Genomic DNA, 24,643 nt, shown 5'->3' with positions numbered 1-24,643 from the left:
TTCAAGACCTGATCAAAAGAGCCATTCAATAGAAGAGGCATATATTTTCCTGTCGAATGGCTCTCTTATTTATTTATATACTACATCTTCCTAGACTGAAATTTATTACCAAGAGCAGAATTCTGAAATTTTACTTCTCCTGTCGGCCATACACAAACAATAGCTGCTTAAGTTGATTAAATGAAGAAGAAACTATCGATTAAAACTGCTTCTGCTATCTTACACTATCAATGGTTGCCTTTGCTGTATCACCCATCATCGGCGCCATCTCACTGGTAGAATCAGCAGTTGATGGAGGAGTAATGCTGGTAGCCGTGCTGTCTGAACTGCTGGAGCTTTCATTATTGTTTCCGCAAGCCGTAAAAACACCAGCTATAGCGACGATTACTAACAACTTTTTCATAATAGACTTATGGGTTGTGGTTGATTTTTATGTAAGCAAATAGAATAACATAAAAATTTTGAAAGTATACGTAAAAACCATGTGGTTTAGTTAAACAAATAGGTAAAGCTTTTTATACTCCACTGCTTACTGAATAATCATGCCGGGTGTAAACAAGATTGAGTGTAAAGATATTTATGCCTTGAAGTCTGCTTTAAAGTAGTTATATAGAAAATGATAGCTCTGGGCAAGTGAGCCTTTTAAGCATCTGCCATATTTGAATCTCGTAAAAGCTTGATTGAATAGTTTTAGTTTCTTCCTGACTGACCATCTACTTTTGCATCCATCATTCAACGTATATATCATCCAAAACATAAACAGCAATAAAATGACTAGCAACATGCAAAAAAGAAAATTAGGAAAAAGTGGATTAGAAGTGTCTGCGATTGGACTTGGCTGCATGGGCCTCAGCTTTGGTTATGGCCCCGAAACAAATAAAGAAGAGGCCATAAAATTAATCCGCAGCGCCTTTGACTGGGGAGTTACTTTCTTCGACACCGCTGAAGCGTATGGTCCGTTTAAAAATGAGGAGATTCTAGGCGAGGCCCTGGCTCCTTTTCGGGATCAGGTAATCATTGCCACCAAATTCGGTTTCGAGCAAGGAAAAACTGATCTGGGAATGAACAGCAGGCCGGAGAACATCCGCAATGTGGCCGAAGCGGCACTCAAACGGTTGAAAACTGACCGGATTGATCTGTTTTATCAGCACAGGGTTGATCCCAATGTACCGATGGAAGAGGTAGCCGGAACGGTAAAGGAATTAATCAAGGAAGGAAAAGTAAAGCATTTTGGACTGTCCGAAGCTGGCATAGAATCCATCGGGCGGGCACATGCCGTACAACCGGTAGCGGCTCTGCAAAGCGAATACTCCTTATGGTGGCGGGAACCAGAAAAAGAAATACTGCCAGTCTTGGAAGAACTGGGCATTGGCTTCGTACCCTTCAGTCCGCTGGGGAAAGGCTTTCTGACCGGAGCTATTAATGAAAATACCCAGTTCGACAAAACAGACTTCCGCAATATAGTGCCACGGTTTGCGGAAGAGAACCGGAAAGCCAACGGAGTAGTAGTAGAGAAACTGACTGAGTTTGCACGGAAGAAAAATGCAACCCCTGCGCAAATTGCCCTTGCCTGGGTACTGGCCCAGAAGCCCTGGATTGTGCCTATTCCCGGAACAACCAAAATCCATCGCCTGGAAGAAAACCTGAAGGCTGCACAAATCACCCTGACTGAAGAGGATCTGCAAGAGATTGAAAGAGCCTTTGCCGGAATAGAGGTGCAGGGAGCCAGATATCCTCAGCATTTACAACAAAGAACCGGTCGCTGAGCCAGCTAATGATACATACCTCCAATATCAGTCGGTTTGCTATAAATATAGCCATGAGAGTACAGGAAGGTTGGTGAACAGTATTATTCTATATTTAAGAATATATTGAACTTTTTAAAGAGAGGTGAGCCCATTTATAAGTAAGACGATCAACGGGTTCTTCACTTTAAATAAACTCTACAACATCCAAATGAGAGCTGTCATAAGAACTGCTTTATCTTTTTTCACCGGAGTGGTGCTTCTGTTAGCCCAGCCTCTGGTGGCTCAACAAATCAGTGCCGACCTCTTGCAGAAACTATGGAAAGCACAGTGGATCACTGGTCCGGGCGTGCCCATCAACCGGTTTAATGCCACCTCAGACCATACGCTTAAGGAATATGGCGTATTCAAATTCAGAAAAACGATCGAACTCACAGGAAAACCAGCTTCTTTCATTGTTCATGTTTCAGCTGATAACCGATACAAGCTCTTTGTAAATGGCAAACAAGTAGCCCAGGGACCTGCCCGCGGCGATCTGTACTTCTGGAATTTTGAAACCCTGGATATTGCTTCTTCCTTAACGGCTGGCAGCAACACCGTAGCTGCCCTGGTTTGGAATGATGGACGGCAGAAACCAGAAGCACAGATTTCTTATTTAACCGCTTTTATTCTACAAGGTAATAGCCAGCAGGAAGAAATTCTGAATACAAATGATAGCTGGAAAACTACTAAGGACGAAAGCTACCAGCCATTAGCTGTCAGGGTTCCCGGGTATTATGTGGCCGGTCCTGCTGAACTTGTGGACATGAACAAACATGTGAAAGGCTGGAATAAGCCAGCCTATGATGATAGCAAATGGGTAAAAGCGCGTATGATCGGTCCTGGCCTTACAAAAGACGCAGCGGTTAATTCTACCGGATGGATGCTGGTACCCTCTCCGCTGCCACAGATGGAAATGACTATCCAACGATTGTCTGCCACCAGAAAAGCTGAAGGAGTGCAGGTTCCGGCCGGCTTTCCGGCAACAAAGGCGAAAGTAACCATACCTGCCCATTCCAAAGCTACCCTTTTGCTGGATCAGGGCTTTTTAACCAATGCCTATCCAACCCTGCTGTTCAGTGGTGGTCGGAATGCCAGTGTATCGATGGGTTATGCAGAAGGATTGTATATCCGGAAGAATGAAAACATTAATGGCTTTTTTATTCCGACTCTTCCCAAGGGGAACCGCAACGAAGTGGACGGAAAAACATTCATCGGGAAGACAGACAGTGTACTCTCCGATGGGAGTGCTAACCAGGAATACACCCCGCTCTGGTGGAGAACGTACCGCTACATCCAGGTAAAAGTATACACAAAAGAGGAACCTTTAATTATTGAAGACCTATACGGGACCTTTACTGGCTACCCCTTTGTCAATCAGGCCAAACTTCAGACGAAAAACCAGGATATGGGAAAGATGCTTGACATTGGCTGGCGTACGGCCCGCCTTTGTGCCTTTGAAACCTACATGGATTGCCCATATTACGAACAATTGCAATATATCGGAGATGCCCGCATCCAAGCCCTGGTTTCTTATTATAATGCAGGCGATGACCGGCTGGCAAGATATGGTCTTACCCTCATGGATCACTCCCGTATTGCCGAAGGAATTACCCTGAGCCGTTATCCCACAGACCTGCATCAGCAGATTCCCACCTTTTCTCTCTGGTGGGTGGCTATGCTGCACGATTACTACATGTACCGGCCAGATAGCCTTTTTATTCAAGATAAACTTCCCGGTGCAAGAGGGGTGCTATCCTTTTTTGAAAGATATCAGCAAGCAGATGGCTCTTTGCAAAATGTACCTTACTGGGTATTCACCGATTGGGCACAGGGGAAAGGATGGGATTTTGGAATGGCTCCTATTGGAAAGAAAGGTGAATCAGCTGTACTGGATCTGCAATTGCTCTGGACATACCAGCTCGCCAGTGAACTAGAAAACAACTTAGGCGTAAAAGAGCTGGCACGTATGTATGCAAGCCGGGCGGATACGCTCAAACAGACTATTCAAAGTAAATACTGGGATCAAGCGAAGGGGCTTTATGCAGACACTGAAGGTAAAGATGCTTTCTCGCAACATACCAATTCCCTGGCCATCCTTGCAGGAGTTGTCTCTGGGGAAAAGGCAACCGCCCTGGCTCAAAAGCTATTGGCGGATACAACCCTTGTGCCTGCTTCTATCTATTTTAAATTCTATCTCCATCAGGCCTTTATTAAGGCCGGACTCGGGAACCAGTATCTTTCCTGGCTAGACAAATGGCGGGAAAATATGACCTTAGGGCTTACCACTTGGGCAGAGATCTCAGAGGTAAGTACAGCACGCTCAGATTGCCATGCCTGGGGTTCAAGCCCCAACATTGAATTTTTCCGCACCATACTAGGCATTGAAAGTGATGCACCAGGCTTTGCTAAAATAAAGATTACCCCTCATCTGGGAACAATCCAAGACATTAGTGGAGAAATGCCTCACCCCAATGGCAAAATAGCCGTTACCTACAAATTACAAAAGAATACTTTGCAGGCAGAGATACACCTTCCGGAAAATACAACCGGTACTTTTAACTGGAAGGATAAAAACTACCAGTTAAAAGGAGGTAAGAACAATTTTAAGTTATGAACTTTAGCTGCCATCCGGTTTAATTACTTGACAAAGTAGCCATAACTTCATATACATTCAGAGTTTTAACCGAATACACTAAACTATACATATCCGTAAAGAAAGTACCATGAGTACCATAGACAGAAGAGATTTTTTATCCAGGCTGGCACTTGCCACCGCCGCATTCTCTATTCCACCCTACGCTTTTTCATCTGTTCACAAACCAGAAGAGTTTGTTGAGGTGGAGATTACCCATGGAAAAATCCGGGGTATAAGAAGCGATGGAGTAGCTATTTTCAAAGGAATTCCCTATGCAGGTAAAGTGTCAGGTGATAGAAGATTCCGTCAGCCTGCCCCACTCGAATCATGGACGGGTGTGCGAGATGCCCTGCAACTGGGTGCACCTGCCATACAGTCGCCCAGGCGCAATGAACCGGCTCCTGCCGAAGATTGCCTTTTCCTCAATGTCTGGACTCCGGCAAATGATAACAAGAAGCGTCCGGTGATGTTTTATTCGCATGGCGGTGGATTTGTCATTGGCTCCGGAGGCTCAGCCGGACAGGATGGAACCAATCTGGCCCGTAATTTCGATGTAGTAGTCGTAGAAACTAATCATCGTTTAGGCTTGCTCGGGTTTTTGTATCTGGATGAAGTAGCAGGTGCAGGCTATGCCGGTTCAGGCAATATGGGTATGTTAGATATTGTAGAAGGGTTAAAATGGGTAAAGGAAAACATAGCCCAGTTCGGAGGTGATCCAGGTAATGTGATGATCTGGGGCGAATCCGGCGGAGGAGCCAAAACCTCCTGTTTGTATGCCATGCCTGCGGCAGCACCTTATTTCAACAAGGCATCCATTGAAAGTGGTCCTGGCGTACGCATGACAACTAAAGAAATAGCGGCAGAAACCACAGCCATGCTTTTAAAGGAGCTAAACATTGCACCCAAAGACTGGCGGAAATTACTGGAAGTGCCTGCCAGCGATTTATTAACCATGCAAGGCAAATTGCCGTTTGTTCCTCCTTTTATAGAAAAGAATAAGAATTTAGGCGCAATGCGCCGCAATTATGGGGGCTTTGGCCCGGTAGTAGATGGCAAGGTTTTACCTGCTCACCCCTTTGACCCAACTGCCCCCCAGATATCCCGCAACAAACCACTTTTAGTTGGATGGAATGAAGATGAATATACTTTCTTTGCCTGGGAACGGAAAGACACCGAGTTTGCCACGCTTGATTTTAATGGCTTGCAGAAGAGATTGGAACCGCAATACGGAGGGGATACAAAAAAGATTATAGATGCCTACCGGAAAGCAAACCCAAATGCCTCTGCAGCTAACATTTTTGTAGCCATTTCCTCCATTACCATGATGGGACTAGGTTCAGTGGACATTGCAGAAAAAAAGGTAAAGCAGCAGGGTGCTCCGGTATATTTGTATAATTTCGGTTACAAGTCAGAGAAGAAGATTCCAGGTACCGACTATCCGATGGGTACACCTCATGCCATGGATATTTCTTTTAAATTTAATAATGAAATTCCGCCTAGAGACGGCTCTGAGCCTAAAGAGAGTTTCTTTGGAGGCAATAAAAAGGAAAGGTTTGTCGCTTCCCATCACTTTGCCGAGCTGTGGACTACATTTGCACGTACCGGGAAACCTGCCGCAAAGGAGGTACCTGAATGGCCTGCCTATACCCTTGAAAACAGACCTACCATGCGCATTGATACTACTTGCGAGGTAATTAACAACCGGTTTAGCCAGGAACTTGCCATGTGGCGATCTATCGGAAAATTATAGGAAGATCTAAGCGAATACTGGGTATCAAATCTGGCGTGACTGGAAAAAGTAGTTGATTCTGCTTGACCAGGATATTTTGAACTTACAATAATAACCTGGTCAAAAGTAAGCCGCATTGCTGTGATATTTTATTTTCTGATTATACCCTATTTCTATAAATTCAAAAAACTCCTTCTTAACTACTGCTTGAAAACATCTCTACATTGATGACAGGTATGCAAACAGCATGCTGAGATGTCTATTTGTCGGACAAAGCTAAGAAGCTTTAAAATTACTACATTCAGTGCTTCAAAAGGATCGGTATTTATGACGAATGCAGACTGGAAAAACGACAGGAGCTATGTTTTTTCTACAGGTATTTCAGTACATTCAAGATCGAAACAAATGCTACTTCATTTTGACATAACCATTCCATGATATGAATTTCAAAAGTATAGCAGGTACACTTTTGCTTCTGGCAGGCTTGTTTTCTGCTCCCTCACTGCTTGCCCAGAAAAAAACGCATTCTATCCGCAATCAGGCCAATACGCCCGAAGAAGAAATGGCAGGATTCACCGTATCAGAGGGTTTTATTGTTGAACTTGTCGCCAGTGAAAGGGAGGGCGTGATCAACCCCATCGATCTTACTTTTGATGACTCAGGCAGACTCTGGACTCAAACCGCTCAGATGTATCCACTCGACCCGATAGCTGACATTCAATGGGATGATTTATTAAATTTGATGAATGACCAACAGGCTCAGAAGAACCATCCCAGCTTCAAGCGTATCCTTGATCTTTATCAGGGTAAGACCAAAGGGATAGACAAGATCCTTATTCTTTCCAGTTTTTATAATAAAGCTCCGGTAAAAACCACCGTTTGGGCGGATAGTCTTACTATTCCACAAAGTATTATGCCTTATAAAGATGGTGCCTACGTTGCACAGGGCTCTGAGCTTTTTTTTCTAAAAGATACCAATCAGGATGGCAAAGCAGATCAACGCATTCCTATGTTAACCGGGTTTGGTTTTACGGATACGCATACCATGTCGCACAGCCTGGTAAGGGCGCCAGGTAATTGGATTCACTTTAGCCATGGAGCCCTCAATAAAGGGGAAGTTACCTCTTTGCAGAGCAAGGTTAAATTGAGCGTTGACTACAGTAAAATTGTTCGCTTTTCTCTGGATGCCAAACAGCTGGAAATTGTGAGTTCCGGCCTCAATAATATCTGGGGATTTCAGCTCCGCCGTAATGGACAATGGTATGGGTCTGAAGCAAACGATTTAGGATATGCGGTTACTCCGATGGAACCAGGCACAGGATTTCCGGGAATTGGCAATGTTCGCCTGCGTTCCTATCAGCCCTGGATGCCAGAACTTCATAGCTTTCGTGTGGGAGGGACCGGAATTTCCGGCACTGCCTTTCCTGACGATGAATCAGGAACTTTTCCGGCAGTATGGAAGAATGTCGCATTTCTTGCCAATCCCATTACCAATACGATCAATGCTGTTAAAATCATAAGGAATGCAGACGGAAGTGTAAAAATGGAGCATTTGCCAGATTTATTAACCTCCAAAGACGACTGGTTCCGGCCGGTGAATATAGAATTTGGTCCGGATGGATGCCTCTATATTGCAGACTGGTATAACAAGATTATTTCTCACAATGAACTCCCCACAACGCATCCGGACCGGGACAAGTCCCATGGCAGAATCTGGCGTATCCGTCACATCAGCCAAAAGTCAAGAGATATCCCCAATTTCCTTACTGTTAAAACGGAAGATCTTGTAAATTTTCTGAAATCCCCATCACTTTGGGCTAAGCGGGCTGCCTGGCATCAGATTTCAGACCGGCCAATGTCAGAAACCAAAGCATTAGCTTCCTCGCTGATAGCCTTAGCTTCTGATGGATCTGCAGATGAAGTGACCCGTATCCATGCCCTGTGGTCTTTAGAAGGGATTAAGCATTATGATGCCAAACTGCTCTCTTTCCTGCTAAAGTCTCCGCTCGATTATCTCCGGTGTGAAGCAGTCCGTTCTTTAACTAGTTTCTCGCTCACCCCTGCCACCCTGCCTGCCGAAATAAAAGTATTAATTGAAGATAAAAATCCGATTGTCCGTGCTCAGGTACTCCGGACTTTAACAGAAATGCAAAAGTCTGATGCTGCTGTTCTTGATCTATTGGTTCGGGCTTGTAAAGCTGAACTTCCAGGGAATGCGATGGGTGGAGCCTACGAAAGAAAATTTGAGCGTTTTCTTGCCCGGAGAGCCTTGGAACAATATCCGGATGAATTGCAAGCATATCTCAATTCTAAGACTGCCAGTAACGTTCCTGTTGAAAATCTGCTTTGGGCTATTCAGGCGTTACCAAAAGGGCCAAAAGAAACAGCTTTTTTAAGGCTATGGCCTAAATCGAATATTACAAAGCTTGATGAATCTCTTTTCATTGGCATAGCTAATATGCTGGATAACAAAGAAATTTACGAGGCGGTGAAACCTACCTTCCAGAATCCTGCCCATGCAGCCGCCTATACAAAAATGGCCGTAGAAAATCAAGCCCAGGTTCAATCGCCTGCCTTTTCTGCACTTCTACAGGTACCTGTAAGCCACCTGCTTGCGAATGGTACAGAGCCTGAGATTAATCTTGCCCTGGATGCCATCGGACGATTTAATATTGAAAAATCAAGTGAGAGAATTACTGCCTTAATTAATGATCAAATAAGCGACAAAACCCTCGAACTCGCTTTAAAGGCACTGGAGAATGATCTGCCAGCCAATCAGCAAGTATTTACTCAGGTATTTCAAAATGAAAAATATAGCTTCGACATGCGGTTAGCTGCTTTGCATAACCTCATTCAGGCTAATGCGCAACAGGGGAGCCAAACTATTCAGCTATGGATTCCAAAACTTAGCCAGGCTGAAAAGAAAAGCGCTGCCAGTGCGTTGTCAGCCTCAAAACAAGGTGCTGGTTTGCTGATGAATCTGTACGATAAAAAATATATTGATCTGGCCGCCTTTGATCTCTCAACGGCAGAGCGGATTCATACGAGCAATCGATCGGACAGGCGTAGTATTGCACTGTTTGAAGCTGTAAAAAAGCGCGAGGAAGAACAAAAGGCCGTTTTTACAGCTAAATTCGCCAAATATATGACCATTGCAGAGAAAAAAGCAGGGAATGCTACACAAGGAAAAATGCTCTTTCAGACCTGCCTCCAGTGCCACAAAGTGGGCAACACCGGACAAGATATTGCCCCTGCTTTAGATGGTTCGGCCAACCGTGAAAACGAAGCCCTTCTTACGGCCCTTCTTGATCCGGATGCAGCTGTAGAGTCCAATTATGCGGTATACCGGGTGAGCAAAAAAGATGGGAGCAGTGTTGAAGGATATTTAGTCAAAAAAGACGATAAAGGGGTTACTATTGCATTGATGGGAGGGAGCAAAGTTTTCATTGAAGCCGCTACTATCAGAAGCCAGGGTTTTTTGGGAGGCCGCTCTTTTATGATGAAGGGGTTACTCGATGGATATACCGATGAGCAAGTTGCCGATTTGCTTTCCTACATCCGTACCTTAAAATAAATCAGAAATGACAGGCAGTTTATTGATTTAAAGGTGGGTAAAATCATATGTTTAGGTTGACTTATGTTTGTATTTTAAAAAGTTGATGTAAAATAATGCCAGGAATTAATCTTTGCTGATGAAGCGGATAGTAGTCTCAGCCCATTTACAGTTGCGTCTGATGAGTCAGGCAGATATTGCCTTTGCTATGAAAGTAAAAGCAATGGCACGCTGGAACCAACTGGAAGCGGATTGGGAACTGTTACTTACAGCCGGCAGAGAGGGAAATTTTGTAGCGATCTATGAAGGCAAAGAGGCAGGCACCCTAACTACTCTTCCTTATCAGGACAGATTCAACTGGATTGGCATGGTGCTGGTAAATCCTTCCTATCGAGGCTTAGGCATTGGCAGGACCTTGGTAGAAACCGCTATACGTACTGCCGACAGAAAAGCAACCATCCGCTTGGATGCGACACCGCAGGGCATGAAACTCTATCAAACATTAGGCTTTCAAGTGGAAACAGAATTATGGCGACTCGAGCGAAAAACGGATAGACCCTTACCTGCTCCGTTGGGCAACTGTAGTGTAGTAGATCGTGGAGCAATAGAGCAAATAATTAAAATGGACCCTACTGTTTTTGGAGCAGACCGGGCCATAGTATTACGCCATTTACAAGCCAGATCGCCGCATTATGGCTATTACCTGGAATATAATGGCGTGATGAGTGGCTATTGTTTTGGGCGATCCGGCAGTAATTTTGAACATATCGGGCCCATTATTGCCCGGAATGTAGCGGATGCCAGAGATCTATTGTTAAGTGCCATGGCAGCAGCTCAATCAAAACCTGTGATTGTAGATGTATATGCCTGGCAGCAGTCATGGCTGGATGAACTTCAAAATTTAGGATTTGTCAGACAAAGGCCTTTCATCCGGATGCATCTGGGAGCCTTACCAGAGGCAGGAAATATAAACTTACAATATGCCATTGCCGGGCCTGAGTTAGGATAGTGATTTTACCCTTTTCTCATTGTGACTTGATCATTTACTGAGTATTTTGCTCTTTATACGTATGATTCCGCACTTAATCATAGGTTCTGCCGATTGCAATACCAGATAAAATTTTTGAAAAAACAACATGAAACTTGAACTCATCCAGCCTCATCCCGAACTAAGACCCTATATAGGCAAGATGTGGGTTTTTGAAAACAGCAGACGATTGCCTGATGAAAACATGAAGGTAATCGTTCCCAATGGCATGGCTAAACTTATTATTCCCCTCCACAATGGACTTTTAGGCAAATATAAAGACTGGTCTCATCTGTCAAAAGAATCATCTATTACGTTAATCGGCATTGCAGACAGCCCGGCCATAGTGGATGTAGAACATGATGCGCCACATATTAATATAGGTCTGGAATTTTCTCCCTTAGGCACGTATCGTCTCTTTCAACTCCGGCATAGTGAAATAAAAAATAAAATCTTTCCCCTGGAAGAAATCCTGGGTACATCTGCCAGACGTATCAACGAACGCATAGCCAACACGGAACCCATTAGCCAAAAAATCCATATCATCCAATCGTATTTACGTAGCCTGCTTTCAAAATCATCTCCGGACGTAATTCTTGATTATTGCCTTCAACAAATAGCAAGTTCAAAAGGGCTGATCGCCGTAAGTGAATTAGAACAAAAAACCGGGTATAGTAGCCGTTGGCTTTATGAAAAGTTTATTGAAAAAGTGGGGATAAGCCCCAAGACCCTCTCTTCGGTAACACGTTTTATGCAGTTCTATCAGGCAAGTGCTGGTAATCCGACGGCTGACTTTTTTAGAGAAGACATCTATCACTATTTTTATGACCAGGCTCACTTTATCAAAGAGTTTAAACGCTTTACTGGGCTGCCACCTGTCCAGTTTATAAAGACAGACAACCAGTTCGGGCATATTTTCTACAAAGACTAGCACTTCCGATTTTTACAATACTTCAAGCAAACAGCACGATACTTTTGTCTTATAATCAAGAGGCGGGCCGTAGGTATGTCCGTTGACAGCGAAGTAAATCAAATGGGAGTATAACATGTATAAAATATGAAAGCAAAAGTAATAGTAAGAATTGCTGCTTTATTGATATTGGTGCATTTGCTGGGGCACACGATGGGTCATTTCACCTGGGATACCCCTGAGGATACTAAAATGAAACAAGTAGTAGAAGCAATGAAAACCCACAAAGCAGATTTTATGGGAGCGGCTAAAAGCATGGCCGACTACTATACCGGATACAGTTTGATGATTTTAGGCTTGTTTGCCATGAGTATTTTATTGCTATGGTTCATCTCAGGGTTCATAAACGATCAAAGGCAGATTGCTAATAGATTGCTTTATCCTATTGGTATTGTCTATATCTTATTTGGCATTATTGAGTACCTCTACTTTTTTCCTTTTGCAGCCAGTATGAGTTTCATAGCTGGTATATTATACCAAATAGGGCGAAGGCTATTCCATAGAGGTTGTAATCTTGCTGATGGCTTCTAAAATGTAAGGGTATCCGGTTAGAGAGGCGATCTGTCTTTGCCCATAACTTTTAGCCGTATTAGTGATCCAGGCTTCCAGTTCTTGTTCATGGCTGAAGTTGTGAAAAGCTACTTTGTTTTTCATATCCCCCCACAGCCTTTCGACCGGATTGAGTTCAGGGTTGGAAGAAGGTAAATACACCAGGCGGATATTTTGGGGCACTTGCAAGGCTTTTGCCCGGTGATAGCCTGCTTTGTCTACAAAGATAAACTTGAACACTTGCGGTTGATGGCGGCTAAACTCCTCAAGCATATACTCAAAGTAAAGCGTGTTAACCTGTGGGGCAGTAATAAAGAAGTGATCTCCTGTCAGCGGTTCTACCAATCCATAGCAGTAGCGGTAGATGAAGCGGTGCTGATAGGCTCCTACCGGTTTTATGCCGGCAAGGGTGATGGCTCTTCTCAAAACAGTCATCAAACCAAAGCGGCTCTCATCCTGATAGTACACCTTCCAATGGCTGACTACCCCTTTGGCAGCCAAAGGAGCATAGTAGCGCTGTAAGAGGAAAGTGAGCACCAAGTTTAGTTTTTTTTATACTTCTGCTCATAGGCTAGATCCTTTTTCAGGTTGCTCTTTCTAACCACTTTCAGCTTTGCCCCCAGCTGTCGGTGGACAAACCAATGTACATGCTCATAGCTCAGATCAATGCCATGCGCCGTGTGCAACCACTCATGGATTTGCTTATAAGAAGTAAAATAGTTGTTTGGATCAGCAAGCTTTGCCTTCAACTGCTCAAGTACTTTACCTGCAATCTGTGATGCCCTTTTGTGGCCGCCCGGATCTATCTGAAGACAGGCTTGCAGCCCTTTCTGTTTGTAAAGCCGGAACCACTGGCCCACTGCATGACGCTCATAGCCTACGGCAGCAGCTATTTGTCCATACGCTTTAGCCTGCCCACTCTTGTAGAGGTAAAAAGCCCGCAGTCTGGCTCCGGCTAGCGGATGGGCTATTTTTTTGCTCATCTTCAGCAACTGCTCGGCACTCTCGATGAGCTCAGTTTTGGTTACTCTTCCCATACTTGATCAACATATAACATCTATGGAAGGTTCTTTATACTATTCGGTATTATGTATTCTTGCTGTAAAAGGAAACAAGAAATAGCTTTTCCAACAGCAAAATGGCTCAATAGAAATGACCATTCACACTGTTATTCGCTTCTTAAATTATGACCACAAAATCTCCATACCCTTCTATACTGATTATTTCACCCATTGCTTCTTTGCTGCCAAAAAAATTTCTTGCTTCCCTTTCACAGATTACAATGGTGTTGGGATTGGTAAGTGCTGTAGCCCTGTTTCCTTCAAGTAAAGGAAAATTAAAAATCTCATAAAAGGTAGGATCAGCAAAATAACCATTCAGCCGGATCTTCTTTTCTCCATATATCGCATCTCCATACAATGAACTATGGATACGGACTACTTTTTCTACACCTGTAACCTCTTCTTGTAGTTTTGCGCAAGACCTACAGGAACTGATGCATAATGGGGATTTTCCGCTTTGTCATATACCTGTGTAGTTACCCGATAGATCCGGTCCTTATGAGGATGGAAATCGTCATAGCGGTTAAGGAATGAAAGCAGGGCAATGAACAGTAAAGTGATCGACATGCCAAGGGCCAAACCAATGACATTTAATACCGTGAAGAATTTATTCCTGGATAGCTTCCGGGAGGCGGTCTTGAAATAATTCTTAAGCATAGTGTAATTAAGTTAAAACAGCCCTTGCTCTTATACAAGATATAACTGAATTATTATCTTATACACAGGTTAAATCCGATGACTTTGCCTATACAATATTCTTGAATTATATGCTTTACTGATTCGTACAGCCTGCCAGATTGAGACAGTAAGGCTTTTCTGCCTCTTCTTCAGCCGGCATTTTGTAGTATATTATCTGTTAAAAAGAGAAACCCGGCTACTGGTGATACTTGTCTAGCTAAACGCTTTTATTCACTCTGTCCGTAAAGCTTTCACCGGATTGGAAGTTGCAATTTTAAATACTTGTATGCTAATTGTGATGATTGTTACTACTAACATTACTCCTAACGTAGAAATAAAAACACCTGCCGTAACAGGAATGTGATACGCATACTCTTGATCGAGGAGGCGCCTGAGCAGGAAAAAAGCCAGTGGTAAAAAAAGAATACCCGCTAAGGTGATCACGAACAGGAATTCCTGGTTGACAAGCCTCGCAATATTCCATGCTGAAGCTCCCAGTACTTTGCGAATGCCGATTTCCTTGGTTTTTTTGGCAATCGTGAGGGCTATCAATGCATAAAGCCCCATAGCTGAGATAAGCAGGGTCAGCAGGGCAACATAGGTAAATACATCTTTTATGCGGCGTGATTCATCATAACTGGCTGAATATACATCTTCCTGTTGAAACATCTCAAAAGGCAGGTCAGGTATCACTTTTTGCCAATGGGCTTTCATATAATCCGATACAGCAGTAATATCCCCGCTGTTTATTTTCATGGTCAACACCCTATTTTCTTGTGGGGCATTCAGCTTTAATACACAAGGGGCAATCTTGAGCATAAAGAAACGGTAATTGAAGTCTTTAACTACACCCACTATCTGGTAAGATTGTTCTTGGAGTCGTATCCTTTTACCTACCCCCTGCGACCAGCCCATGGCCATCACCAATGACTCATTGACGATAATGGCATTATCGGCATCAAAATGAGAATCAGGCAGGAAACGGCGGCCTTCTATCAGGCGGAACTTTAAGAGTTCCATATATCCGGCACTTACATTTATCAGTTCAACGGCCGTTGTAGCGGTTTTGTATTCCAGCAAAACACTATTATCCTTTGTCTGCCCGACTTGGTCCCTGGAACCAGCTACGCCAACCACATTTGGAAATTTCACGGCAGCATTACGGAGTTGATTGAAACTTCCCTCTGTAGGGGCTTGTAACACGAGTAACCGGGTTTGGTCGTAGCCTACATCCATCCTTCTGAGGAATTGTGCATTTTGTGTGGTAAGGATAGCTGCCGCCACCGTAAACATGGAAAGCCCAAACTGCCATACAAGCAGGGTTCGGGTTAATATAAGATTATTCTTAATACGCTCATTCCCCTTCAGAATACTCACCGGATGAAATGAACTGATATAGAGGGAGGGATATAAACCTGACACTAAGCTAATGCCGACCAGCAATAGAAACAAAAATGCAATCAGTTTCCAGTTATCCAATAAGTGGAACCGGAGGGAGTAAAAATCAATCATACGGCTAAAGGCAGGCAGAAACAGGGCATCCACTAAGAGTAGAGCTACTGCCAGTGCAAAACAAGCTGTAAGCAGATTTTCGCCTATAAATTGACAAATGAGTAGCTTCCGGTTACTGCCGAGTACTTTCCGCACGCCAATTTCTTTGAAACGGGTGTTAGAAGTGGCAATGGTGTAATTCATAAAATTGAAACAAGCCATGAGTAACACCAGGCTAGCGAGTATGCCCAATACCCACATGGCTGTGGGGGAGGTGCCTGAAGAAAAAGCATGCCTGGTTTTATGCGCATGCAGAGAAACATCCCGCAGATTATCCAGGTAAAATGCAGAGATAGGAGATTGAGGATTGATCTGATTGTGCAGTTTAACATATTTGCTCAGTGATTGAGTTACGGCATGTGCGGCTACCGGGGAATTTAATTCTATAAAAGTTGCCTTCACTTGTTGCTTCCACGATTGATCCTGCCAGCCCAGGTGCTTGCCAATGGTATAATTAATTAACATGTCAAAGCTGAAACTGGCTGTATTAGGAAAAGGAGCAGCTACAGCCATTACCTTAAAAGTACGGTTGAATGTACCATCTACTGACACAGTTAACAGTTTACCCATTGCCTGCTCCCGGCCAAAATATTTTATTGCCATCTCATGCGAAAGTACGATCGCAGAAGGATCATTAAGTACCTGAGCATTCCCCTCTTGTAAAGGAAAACTGAACATATTGAAAAAATCAGCGTCGGCTAAATGGATTTGCTGGTGGAATAGATTACGGCCATATTTTACTACTGCATCTATATTATGAAAGCGCACCACCCGCTTTACCTGGGCTACTTCCATTTGTAAAGCTGGTGCTAAAGCGGCCGGTGAAGGTGTCCACAATTCGGGTTGGTTATTCACCGTCCGCACATGGTTAACCATGAAAATAGAAGCAGCATTTCTATGAAAGGCATCCTGGCTGTATAGATGATAAATGAACAGATATACCACAATGCAGCAGGCAATACCCATAGAAATACCCAGGATATTAAAAATGGCAAACAACCTCTGTTTATACAAGTTACGTAGCGCAATTGTTAAGAAATTCCTTAGCATATGGGATGATACATAATAATGAGAAAATTGAAAACCAAGCCTTTACGAGAGAAGCCACAAAAAAGTCACCAAAAAGAAAAGTGCCTTTACTAAGTAGGAATCAGATTATTTTTCAGAAAACGCCAGTCAAAGCTGTCCGATAACGGACACTACCTGTGCGTTTCCAGACAAAAGGTTTATTGATAGGTTATATCTTGGACGGATCTAATAATAGGGTGTGTTAGAATGTCTGATTATCACATACCTAACTGATGGTAATTACGGGGAATAATTAGAATATTTCTGAGAATAGTAATAGCCGCACCACAAGGGAACTTTGCAAGCAGACGCTAAATATTGCAAAAACCTTCTTCACCACAAGACCTGAGTTGAAAGCAACAATATGAGGCGGCATATATCGCTTTCTGTAGGGCAGCCAGCAAACAAGCCGTAAACGCTACTAACAGTAGATTATATAGTCATTCAATGACACAATACAGCAGAATAGATTAATTTTGCTACTCTACGACAATCTCATCCACACGCATAACAGCCGGACGGCCAGCCCCCGGATGCCACTCAGGCGTATTCCCCAGGGTATATGCTTTTATTTTAATATACCGTACCGGCCGTGGTTCAAAATCTGCAATAAAATCCCGTTGCTGTCCGCCATATTGATCAATAGGTAATGTATTAGCAATGTCGGCCACCTGCTCGAAATTTTTCCCATCCATTGAAACAAAATATTCTACTTTTTTGGGTAAAATAGTTAACCAGAACGCATATTGATGGTAAGCAGATTCGATCCGTTTTACCGGTTTTGCTTCTTCCAGGTCAATAATAATTTCCAGGTTTTGTCCGGCAAATGTGAGCCAGTTAAAAGCATAGTCATGGCTTCCTCGTACACCATCAGTAAGCATGGCGGTTGCTTCCCTGGGAAGTTTGCCAGGATCAGGACTAATAAACTGTACTTTTTTATGGTAAGCCAGATGCTCATTCATGCCTTGTGAAAATAAGCGGTACATGGCAGAACGGTATTCTTCTGGGGTGGTACTCCACTCTTTTATCAGAGTTACGCCTTGCCGGATACACAAATCTGTAAATGGATCAATTCTGGAACGGATATCGGGCCGTATACGCCACCCTTCACTGGTTTTAATAAATACCCCATTTTCTCCGGAGAAGTTTTTCTTTGCCTGCTCCATCACGGCATAGTGCAGCGGCAGGTGTGCTATTCTGACACGCTCCAAAAGTTCCGGATTTTGTGCAACTGCCTTTTCGGCTTCATCAAACAACTGTTCGTAGCGTTTCACTAATGCAGGAGTGAGGTAGCTGGTTACGGCATCATTCGGGCTTCCGAAAATACGTAGATTTGCGCCTGACTTTCGTAAAGCGGCATGCATTTCATCAATATAAGTTCGGATCGGCCTGGCAGCTGCCCCATAATATCCTTGCAGAAAATCATTCATCAAAGTATCCACATTCAGTGCCGGATTCCACAATAATTTTGAAAGCAGATAGCTGCGAAGTTCTGCAAATTCACCGCCAACTTCCTTATTACCCTGCTCAAACATAGCCGATACGCCATTTCTGGAGAAGAAAGCAATATTGGGTTGGAGTACATGCAGATTCGGAAAAGGGCTGATGAGGTGATTAAATTGAATCACGTAATCCCATACAATAATATCTTTCGCAATTTTGCCCCATTCTTCTACATCCCGCCTGAAATCCTCACTGGTGGCATCATCAGGTATGGGTTTGTCGCGATTTACTTCAATGCTGCAAAGCATAATATTTACATTCTCATGTGGCTTGAGATGTTTAGGTGCTTTCCGCCCGTATTCGTAGGCCAGAGTGGAGATTATTTTATCCGGGAACTGTTCTGCCACTTGATTAACAAAATGGATAATGGAGCCGGAGGGCGAACCTTCCCTCTCGTCAATGGCACGGCATTGATCACAAGTACAATAATTACGATTGTCATTCTGGCTAACAGACCAGTAGGTAGCAGCCGGGTTCTGTGCCACTTTTTTGCGCAGGTTTTGGATGGTAAGTTCCAGTACTTTTGAATTAGTCAGGCAGAGCTGGGTTGGAATCCGTTTCCCATCTACCAATGAATAATATTCCGGATGTTCCAGGTAATATATCTGTGGCGGCACCAGTTCGTTGAAGGTGTGTACCCACATACCCCAGTCTGTTCTGTCGCCCTTTTCATTATGATCCAGTTTATGCCAGTCGGTATATTCAGCATCCCATGCGACTTTGTAAAAAACGTCCCGGAAGCGGATAGCAGGTATCTGTAGATCATTGATTTTTCCTAAAGCAATGCGCTTTTGTTGGGGAATGCGTTTCACTTGCGAAGTATACATCCGGCAACCCAGGTAGTTTTCCAGAAAAGTATATACCCCATATAATGTCCCTTTCTCGGTTCCACCGGCAATAATCAGGCGCAAACTATCAGTTTTGATGAGAAAGCCATCTTCTTTCAATTCATTAAAATTGATGTTAAGTCCTAATTCATCTAAGCGTTCATTCTGGCCTAGCACAATTTCATAGCGGCTGGTGTCTTTGGTGGATTCTATAATAGGCAAAACTGCTCCTGAGATCTGGAGCACATATTCCTGAAGTACCTTGGCTGCTTTGAGTTCATGCACAGTAGCGGCCGCAGGAATAACAACCCGGTAAAGACTCTTCTCATTTTCTGCCAGCAATATGGTAGACTGAACAGTGTTTGCCTTTTGCTTACTACTCTTTTTCTGGGCAAAAAGAGGCTGTACGGGCAATAAGGCCGTCATAAATATGACAAAGATAAACTGAAATGTAAAAACAGATTGGGGAGCTAGTTTGAAGCCATTCATAAAAATGAGTATTCTATGTATCTACACAGCAGAAATTATAAAACCACATAAGCATGATCTGCTCTGGGATTTTAATTGGCCGCTTGCAATCAAGATAAAAAAATCTTTTGATTAGGTATTAAATTAAATCAAAAAACCGGGAGATGGTGGACCACCATTTTTCTTAATTTCCCTACACAATCTGCCATCGTATACTTTTTAAGCTCCTGATTATATATTCTTTTACTGCCATGAATAGGATTAGATCAGTCTACCTACAAACGTACATCTACATTACGCAAAAAGTTGAACGTAAACAGCACTGGCCCTTCCTAGCTTTCTAATATTTTAGTTTCTGAGATAACTGCTTTCCTCAAATTGCTCCGGAACCATGTATAAAATGCCTTTCAACTTATGAATTTATGTGATTCCTTCTCATATTTGTGCACATATTGGGTTATATAAAATATTAATTTTTCTTGAAAACTTTAAATAAAACTAAATCCTCCTCAAAGGGATCTGCTATCCCTATTGTATTACCTTCAGATCAAGTCAGCCTGAAGAAGTTTTTGACTGATCCTGCTAGAAAAGATATGCTTTCTATCAATGGAATCGAAAGGCAGGCAGGTCTGTCACAGGGCATTGTCTCAAAATTTGTCCATGGCAAAAGAGCGCTTCACCCAAAACAGGTCGAAAAATTACTCCCGGTAGTAAAACTGATTGGTTATCTACTATAAAGCAGAAAATTTCTAGCCATATATCAACCTGGTCAGCGATCTATAAGGATAAATGAACATATAATCCTATCTAGCCCGCATCGTTTACAGAGAAGAAGTAAAGGTAAGTCTGGATGTATTAAACAATCTTCACCAGCATCATGTTTAGTGGGTTTCTTTCGAGAACTTAGATATTCACTTTGGCAAAAATCACCATAGCAGAGAATCTTGTCTATCGAAAATTGGAAAATGCAGGAGGGGATTTTGATTTGTATGGTTGTTCCATAGATTGTTGAGCAAACTTGTATTTAATATATATAGTATTGATTTTTGTGGTGGCAATCCGAAAATTCAAAACCTGCTTATATATGTGAGCAGGGAATTATAGTATCTTTCGCCTGCAACTTTTCTTATAATTATAAATATGGATGAAGAACAAATCAAGGCAGTTGCCCGGCAATTGAGGCAACCTTATGGGGAAGCTGGTATACAGGTAGGCGAAAAAATGAATGAGAGCAATGCGCACATAAATCTCTTTACCATCGAACAGTTGCAACACCAGGCACATGACAGAATTCTGGAGATCGGTATGGGCAATGGCTTTTTTGTAAAAGACATTCTCTCAAACTATCCTTCAGTGAGATATGTAGGCTGTGATTTTTCTGAGGTAATGATAGGACAGGCGCAGAAATTAAATGAGGTATTTGTTAAAAACGGACAGGCTCAATTTATATCAGCCGGAGCATGTAATCTACCTTTTGAAAAAGAGAGTTTTGATAAGATTTTTACAGTGAATACTCTCTATTTCTGGGAAAATCCTGCAACAGTACTTGCACAAATTAAGCAGGTATTAAAACCGGGAGGCTTACTTGTAATGGGCATCCGGCCAAAGCACATCATGGAATCGCTACCCTTTACAAAGTATGGCTTTACCATGTATAATAAAGAGGATGTTACTGAATTGCTTGCTAATAATGGCTTTACCATAACAAACATTTTTGAAAAAGAGGAGCCGCTTCAAACCATAGCCGGATATAGTTATAAAATGGAATCGTTGATTGTCTCGGCAGTAAAGACAGAGCAATGAAAATCTTCCTCATATAAAACAAAAGCGATAGGCTTAATACCTATCGCTTTTGTTTTATATGAGATTATAGAGATAATTATTTAGAAGTAACTACACTCATCGGGAATCTGTTCTGGTAAACTCCTTTCAGTTCAGGAAACTGCTTCTTATTGGTGTCTTTAGATACTCTGGAACGTACATATTCATACAACTCCCGCACATCTACCAGCCCGTTTTTGTTTTCATCAGCGGCACCCTGTAAACCTTCCACCAGATAATGGGTAAATACACCATGTCCACCCCCCCATTGGGCAGATTCCTGTGAGGTTTCTCCGGCAGAAGAAGCAGTCAGCAGGATCAGGCTTTTATCATAATTAGCCACATTGGATAATAAGCGGTTTACCATATTAGAGGCTGCTCTTTCTTCCTCACCCCGCATAATAGAACCATTAGCACCCACACTTCCGGAATGGCAGGCATCCGAGATCCATATTTTTTTCTGAGACTTGCAATTATTCAGCGCTTTCTGAATATCATACTGCGAAACACCGGTACCTTCCAGGTTTTCCCGATCTGTATCGGCACCCAGGAAATATAGCTCATCGCCATGAGAAGAAGGAACGCCATGACTGGCCATATATACAATCACTACATCTTCTTCAAAGGCACTCTTAAACTGGTTATTTACAGCCTTGATAATGTTTGCACGTGTAGCATCGGTATTAAGCAGTAAGGTTATATTCTGATCCGGAACAGCCCCGCCATTCGGACTTTTGAGAAAGTTGTAGAAAAGCCTGGCATCATCATCGGCATATTTCAGGTTCATTTTTTTATCGTGATAATCCGAAACGCCTACAATTACCGCATACACTTTGGCTAATTTTTCAGTAGGGTCTGTAGGTTTAAAAACTGTAGAATCAGTTTTAAGATACACTACTTCCCGTTCCTTCTTAATTAAGTTGGCATTAATTTGTTTGTCATAGGTGTAAATAGCGCCAGTCATAAAATCTAATGGGAAACTCGCAACCATAGGAAGGCCAAGCAACAGTCCTGTTTGAAAGGTAGTATCATTGCCGCTTCCGGCACCTACGCCAATAAAGGTGGCTCCAATTATAGTTGCAATTGAGTTACCAATAGTAGCACCACTGGAAATTCCCCGCCAGTCTTTGATCTCGTAGTCATGGTAGCCTTCTTTTTTCAATACATAATACTGTTCGTTCTGCCGGTTATTAGGGCTTGCTTTTACTTTTCTGCGGACATTTACGGTACAAGGCGTAACTTTGCCGGTAGTTTTCCCATTTATAAATACTTCAGCACCGGCCGGATTAGAGGTAAACATTACTTTCTGCTTACTTCCATTAAACACTGTAGCACAGGAACTGGTAAGCAGGGTAAACAATACAAAATAAAAGGGTAATACTATAGTTTTAAATCTTTTCGTAGCAATGATCATTTTCGTAGCAATTGTTATTAAAGAATAAGTGTTCTTAACAGTACACGAAGATAATAAACAAGTTAATAAAAGTAACAGCCTTATTATCTAAACAGATATAATGAATGTCATTTACTTATATATCTGATTAGCATATAACCTGCAATTTATCCGGAGTGTAATTGTCGTATGGTTGATGTAAAATCGATATGTTTGTAACCCGGAATTTTTGCGTGAAACTCTCTTGCTTATGCAGACTACATTAAAAGAAATAATAGACCTCAGAAGTGATACAGTTACTAAGCCAACCCCAGGTATGTTACAGGCTATGTTGAGTGCGCAGGTAGGCGATGATGTGTATGAAGAAGATCCTATGGTGAATGAATTGCAGGAAAAAACGGCCCATATTTTCGGTATGGAAGCCGGTTTATTCTGTCCTTCCGGCACAATGACCAACCAGATTGCCATCCGTATTCTCACCCAGCCTGGAGATGAAGTGATTTGCGATAGACTGGCACATATCTACAATTATGAGGGTGGTGGCATTGCCGTAAATTCCCTGGCTTCCGTGCGCCTGGTGCATGGCGAAAGAGGGCGTTTTACACCACAGGATGTACTGGAAAATATCAATGATGACAATGTGCACTATCCGAGAACTTCGCTGGTAGCACTTGAGAATACAGTAAACAAAGGCGGTGGCTGTTACTATACTTTAGACCAGATTGCTGCAATTAGTAAAGTTTGTAGGCAACATAGGATCTCCCTGCATCTGGATGGAGCCAGGGTGTTTAATGCCCTGGTAGCAACCGGCGAAAGTCCGGCAGAATATGGAAAATACTTTGATACGATTTCGGTATGCTTATCTAAAGGGCTGGGTGCTCCGGTAGGCTCTGTATTGCTGGGAAGCCACCAACTGATTGCAAAAGCCAAGCGGATGCGTAAATTAATGGGCGGCGGATGGCGGCAGGCTGGGTTTCTGGCGGCGGCAGGAATTTATGCACTGGATCATCACATACAGCGACTGTCTGAAGATCATATCCGTGCCCGTAAAATTGCGCAGGCACTGCAGCAACTTCCGGTAGTAGAAGAAATCCTTCCGGTTGATACCAATATTGTAATCTTTAAACTTAGCAGCGAAAAAACAACACAGGACTTTCTGACTTACCTGAAAGAACAACAAATACTTGCTTCTGCTTTTGGCAAAGATAAAATCCGGATAGTTACTCACCTGGACTTTACGGATGCGATGCTGGAAAGATTGATCGTCGTGTTGCAAAAATTGCCTGTATTGGCCACAAAGTAGAGTAAGATGTATAGCAATCAGGAGCTATACAAGTAAATAAATGCACTATTCTCTACAACATCTTTTGCAGGAAGGAGTTATTTATTTAGCTTTCACATAAGCGGATATCAGATAAAGTCCGAATTATTATTTGTTTATTTCTCATCTTTATTTTTCCTCTTCTTATATATATTTTAACTCCTTAACCTCTCAATGCCATGATTCAAGACTTAGTAAATTCTATGAAAGGCGAACTTACCGGCATGCTTGCCCAGAAAACTGGGTTAACACCAGACAAAGCCGATGCCTCTGTGGATATCGCCAAAGATTCTATTGCCAACAGCCTAAAAAATGAGTTAACTAGTGGCAATATTTCCGGATTAATGGGTTTGTTAAAAGGAGGAAGCACCAGCGGCAATCCGATTGTTACCAATATCGTGAACCAGTATGCAGGCAGCCTGATTTCCAAGTTAGGTTTACCGGAAAGTGTATCTAAGCAGGTAGCTACTTTTGCTGTACCTTTTATTCTGAGTAAAATTCAGGGAAAAACAACTGGCAAATCCGATACTGATATTGCCGGAATGCTCGGCGGCGATTTAGGAGGCGTAGGTGATCTACTGAAAAAAGGTGTAGGCGGATTAGGTGGAGGTTTAGGCGGGCTTTTTGGAAAATAATCACTTTCTATGGAGCTATTTAGGCCATTTATGCAAGCTTATATTACTCTAAACATAAATACTTATA

Annotated in this window: 19 protein-coding genes; 11 read left to right on the top strand and 8 right to left on the bottom strand. The window is 42.7% G+C overall.

The window, feature by feature from the left end:
* Nucleotides 1–214: 214 nt before the first annotated feature.
* On the bottom strand, nt 215–403 hold the full coding sequence (locus tag GXP67_RS11855) for a hypothetical protein (protein ID WP_162443317.1): 189 nt from the start codon (nt 401–403) through the stop codon (nt 215–217).
* Between the two features lie 379 nt (nt 404–782).
* On the opposite strand from GXP67_RS11855, the gene GXP67_RS11850 reads away from it, so the two are divergent.
* The 7 genes from GXP67_RS11850 to GXP67_RS11820 all read left to right on the top strand — a co-directional run bounded on the left by GXP67_RS11850 (nt 783) and on the right by GXP67_RS11820 (nt 12,232).
* Nucleotides 783–1,766: an aldo/keto reductase gene (locus GXP67_RS11850; RefSeq protein ID WP_162443316.1), complete on the top strand. Its 984-nt coding sequence runs from the start codon at nt 783–785 to the stop codon at nt 1,764–1,766.
* A 190-nt stretch (nt 1,767–1,956) separates the two neighbouring features.
* On the top strand, nt 1,957–4,401 hold the full coding sequence (locus tag GXP67_RS11845; RefSeq protein ID WP_162443315.1) for an alpha-L-rhamnosidase-related protein: 2,445 nt from the start codon (nt 1,957–1,959) through the stop codon (nt 4,399–4,401).
* Nucleotides 4,402–4,510: 109 nt separating this feature from the next.
* Nucleotides 4,511–6,172: a carboxylesterase/lipase family protein gene (locus GXP67_RS11840; protein ID WP_162443314.1), complete on the top strand. Its 1,662-nt coding sequence runs from the start codon at nt 4,511–4,513 to the stop codon at nt 6,170–6,172.
* Nucleotides 6,173–6,590: 418 nt separating this feature from the next.
* Complete coding sequence (locus tag GXP67_RS11835) at nt 6,591–9,725, top strand: PVC-type heme-binding CxxCH protein (RefSeq protein ID WP_162443313.1); 3,135 nt, start codon at nt 6,591–6,593, stop codon at nt 9,723–9,725.
* Between the two features lie 118 nt (nt 9,726–9,843).
* Entirely contained in the window at nt 9,844–10,713 is an 870-nt protein-coding gene (locus GXP67_RS11830) for a GNAT family N-acetyltransferase (protein ID WP_162443312.1), read from the top strand.
* 127 nt (nt 10,714–10,840) lie between these two features.
* Complete coding sequence (locus tag GXP67_RS11825; RefSeq protein ID WP_162443311.1) at nt 10,841–11,662, top strand: helix-turn-helix domain-containing protein; 822 nt, start codon at nt 10,841–10,843, stop codon at nt 11,660–11,662.
* Between the two features lie 126 nt (nt 11,663–11,788).
* Nucleotides 11,789–12,232, top strand: coding sequence for an LIC_13387 family protein (locus GXP67_RS11820; RefSeq protein ID WP_162443310.1), 444 nt, complete (start codon nt 11,789–11,791; stop codon nt 12,230–12,232).
* Here GXP67_RS11820 and GXP67_RS11815 read toward each other — a convergent pair.
* The 6 genes from GXP67_RS11815 to GXP67_RS11790 form a co-directional block, all read right to left on the bottom strand.
* Nucleotides 12,194–12,787, bottom strand: coding sequence for an IS630 family transposase (locus GXP67_RS11815; protein ID WP_162441765.1), 594 nt, complete (start codon nt 12,785–12,787; stop codon nt 12,194–12,196). The two genes, GXP67_RS11820 and GXP67_RS11815, sit on opposite strands and share 39 nt — an antisense overlap.
* Nucleotides 12,788–12,792: 5 nt before the next feature.
* Nucleotides 12,793–13,287, bottom strand: a complete 495-nt coding sequence (locus tag GXP67_RS11810) for a helix-turn-helix domain-containing protein (RefSeq protein WP_162441766.1) — start codon at nt 13,285–13,287, stop codon at nt 12,793–12,795.
* Between the two features lie 142 nt (nt 13,288–13,429).
* Nucleotides 13,430–13,669: an ABC transporter permease gene (locus tag GXP67_RS11805; protein WP_232065169.1), complete on the bottom strand. Its 240-nt coding sequence runs from the start codon at nt 13,667–13,669 to the stop codon at nt 13,430–13,432.
* A gap of 26 nt (nt 13,670–13,695) precedes the next feature.
* The gene (locus GXP67_RS11800) at nt 13,696–13,968 is read right to left on the bottom strand and encodes an ABC transporter permease (protein WP_162443309.1); all 273 of its coding nucleotides are present in this window, start codon (nt 13,966–13,968) and stop codon (nt 13,696–13,698) included.
* Between the two features lie 252 nt (nt 13,969–14,220).
* Complete coding sequence (locus tag GXP67_RS11795) at nt 14,221–16,554, bottom strand: ABC transporter permease (RefSeq protein WP_162443308.1); 2,334 nt, start codon at nt 16,552–16,554, stop codon at nt 14,221–14,223.
* Nucleotides 16,555–17,087: 533 nt separating this feature from the next.
* Nucleotides 17,088–19,427 (bottom strand): glycoside hydrolase family 20 protein, encoded by a 2,340-nt coding sequence (locus GXP67_RS11790; RefSeq protein ID WP_162443307.1) that lies wholly within the window; start codon nt 19,425–19,427, stop codon nt 17,088–17,090.
* Nucleotides 19,428–19,885: 458 nt separating this feature from the next.
* Between GXP67_RS11790 and GXP67_RS37385 the strand changes: the two genes are divergently transcribed.
* Nucleotides 19,886–20,143 (top strand): hypothetical protein, encoded by a 258-nt coding sequence (locus tag GXP67_RS37385; RefSeq protein WP_232065165.1) that lies wholly within the window; start codon nt 19,886–19,888, stop codon nt 20,141–20,143.
* Nucleotides 20,144–20,546: 403 nt separating this feature from the next.
* Nucleotides 20,547–21,209, top strand: coding sequence for a class I SAM-dependent methyltransferase (locus tag GXP67_RS11780; protein WP_162443306.1), 663 nt, complete (start codon nt 20,547–20,549; stop codon nt 21,207–21,209).
* Between the two features lie 76 nt (nt 21,210–21,285).
* On the opposite strand, the gene GXP67_RS11775 is transcribed toward GXP67_RS11780, so the two are convergent.
* Nucleotides 21,286–22,641, bottom strand: coding sequence for a caspase family protein (locus GXP67_RS11775; protein ID WP_162443305.1), 1,356 nt, complete (start codon nt 22,639–22,641; stop codon nt 21,286–21,288).
* 229 nt (nt 22,642–22,870) lie between these two features.
* Here GXP67_RS11775 and GXP67_RS11770 point away from each other — a divergent pair, with 229 nt between their 5' ends.
* Nucleotides 22,871–23,923 (top strand): threonine aldolase family protein, encoded by a 1,053-nt coding sequence (locus tag GXP67_RS11770; protein ID WP_162443304.1) that lies wholly within the window; start codon nt 22,871–22,873, stop codon nt 23,921–23,923.
* 197 nt (nt 23,924–24,120) lie between these two features.
* Nucleotides 24,121–24,576, top strand: a complete 456-nt coding sequence (locus tag GXP67_RS11765; protein WP_162443303.1) for a hypothetical protein — start codon at nt 24,121–24,123, stop codon at nt 24,574–24,576.
* Nucleotides 24,577–24,643 lie beyond the last annotated feature (67 nt).

Origin of the sequence: Rhodocytophaga rosea, from assembly GCF_010119975.1 — a bacterium.
Taxonomy (GTDB): Bacteria; Bacteroidota; Bacteroidia; order Cytophagales; family 172606-1; genus Rhodocytophaga; species Rhodocytophaga rosea.
This window is presented reverse-complemented; position numbering and strand designations above follow the sequence as displayed.

Excerpts from the sequence above, each read along its gene's own strand:
- GXP67_RS11855 (WP_162443317.1), bottom strand. The coding sequence starts at position 403 with ATGAAAAAGTTGTTAGTAATCGTCGCTATAGCTGGTGTTTTTACGGCT.
- GXP67_RS11850 (WP_162443316.1), top strand. The coding sequence starts at position 783 with ATGCAAAAAAGAAAATTAGGAAAAAGTGGATTAGAAGTGTCTGCGATT.
- GXP67_RS11845 (WP_162443315.1), top strand. The coding sequence starts at position 1,957 with ATGAGAGCTGTCATAAGAACTGCTTTATCTTTTTTCACCGGAGTGGTG.
- GXP67_RS11840 (WP_162443314.1), top strand. The coding sequence starts at position 4,511 with ATGAGTACCATAGACAGAAGAGATTTTTTATCCAGGCTGGCACTTGCC.
- GXP67_RS11835 (WP_162443313.1), top strand. The coding sequence starts at position 6,591 with ATGAATTTCAAAAGTATAGCAGGTACACTTTTGCTTCTGGCAGGCTTG.
- GXP67_RS11830 (WP_162443312.1), top strand. The coding sequence starts at position 9,844 with ATGAAGCGGATAGTAGTCTCAGCCCATTTACAGTTGCGTCTGATGAGT.
- GXP67_RS11825 (WP_162443311.1), top strand. The coding sequence starts at position 10,841 with ATGAAACTTGAACTCATCCAGCCTCATCCCGAACTAAGACCCTATATA.
- GXP67_RS11820 (WP_162443310.1), top strand. The coding sequence starts at position 11,789 with ATGAAAGCAAAAGTAATAGTAAGAATTGCTGCTTTATTGATATTGGTG.
- GXP67_RS11810 (WP_162441766.1), bottom strand. The coding sequence starts at position 13,287 with ATGGGAAGAGTAACCAAAACTGAGCTCATCGAGAGTGCCGAGCAGTTG.
- GXP67_RS11800 (WP_162443309.1), bottom strand. The coding sequence starts at position 13,968 with ATGCTTAAGAATTATTTCAAGACCGCCTCCCGGAAGCTATCCAGGAAT.
- GXP67_RS11790 (WP_162443307.1), bottom strand. The coding sequence starts at position 19,427 with ATGAATGGCTTCAAACTAGCTCCCCAATCTGTTTTTACATTTCAGTTT.
- GXP67_RS11780 (WP_162443306.1), top strand. The coding sequence starts at position 20,547 with ATGGATGAAGAACAAATCAAGGCAGTTGCCCGGCAATTGAGGCAACCT.
- GXP67_RS11775 (WP_162443305.1), bottom strand. The coding sequence starts at position 22,641 with ATGATCATTGCTACGAAAAGATTTAAAACTATAGTATTACCCTTTTAT.
- GXP67_RS11770 (WP_162443304.1), top strand. The coding sequence starts at position 22,871 with ATGCAGACTACATTAAAAGAAATAATAGACCTCAGAAGTGATACAGTT.
- GXP67_RS11765 (WP_162443303.1), top strand. The coding sequence starts at position 24,121 with ATGATTCAAGACTTAGTAAATTCTATGAAAGGCGAACTTACCGGCATG.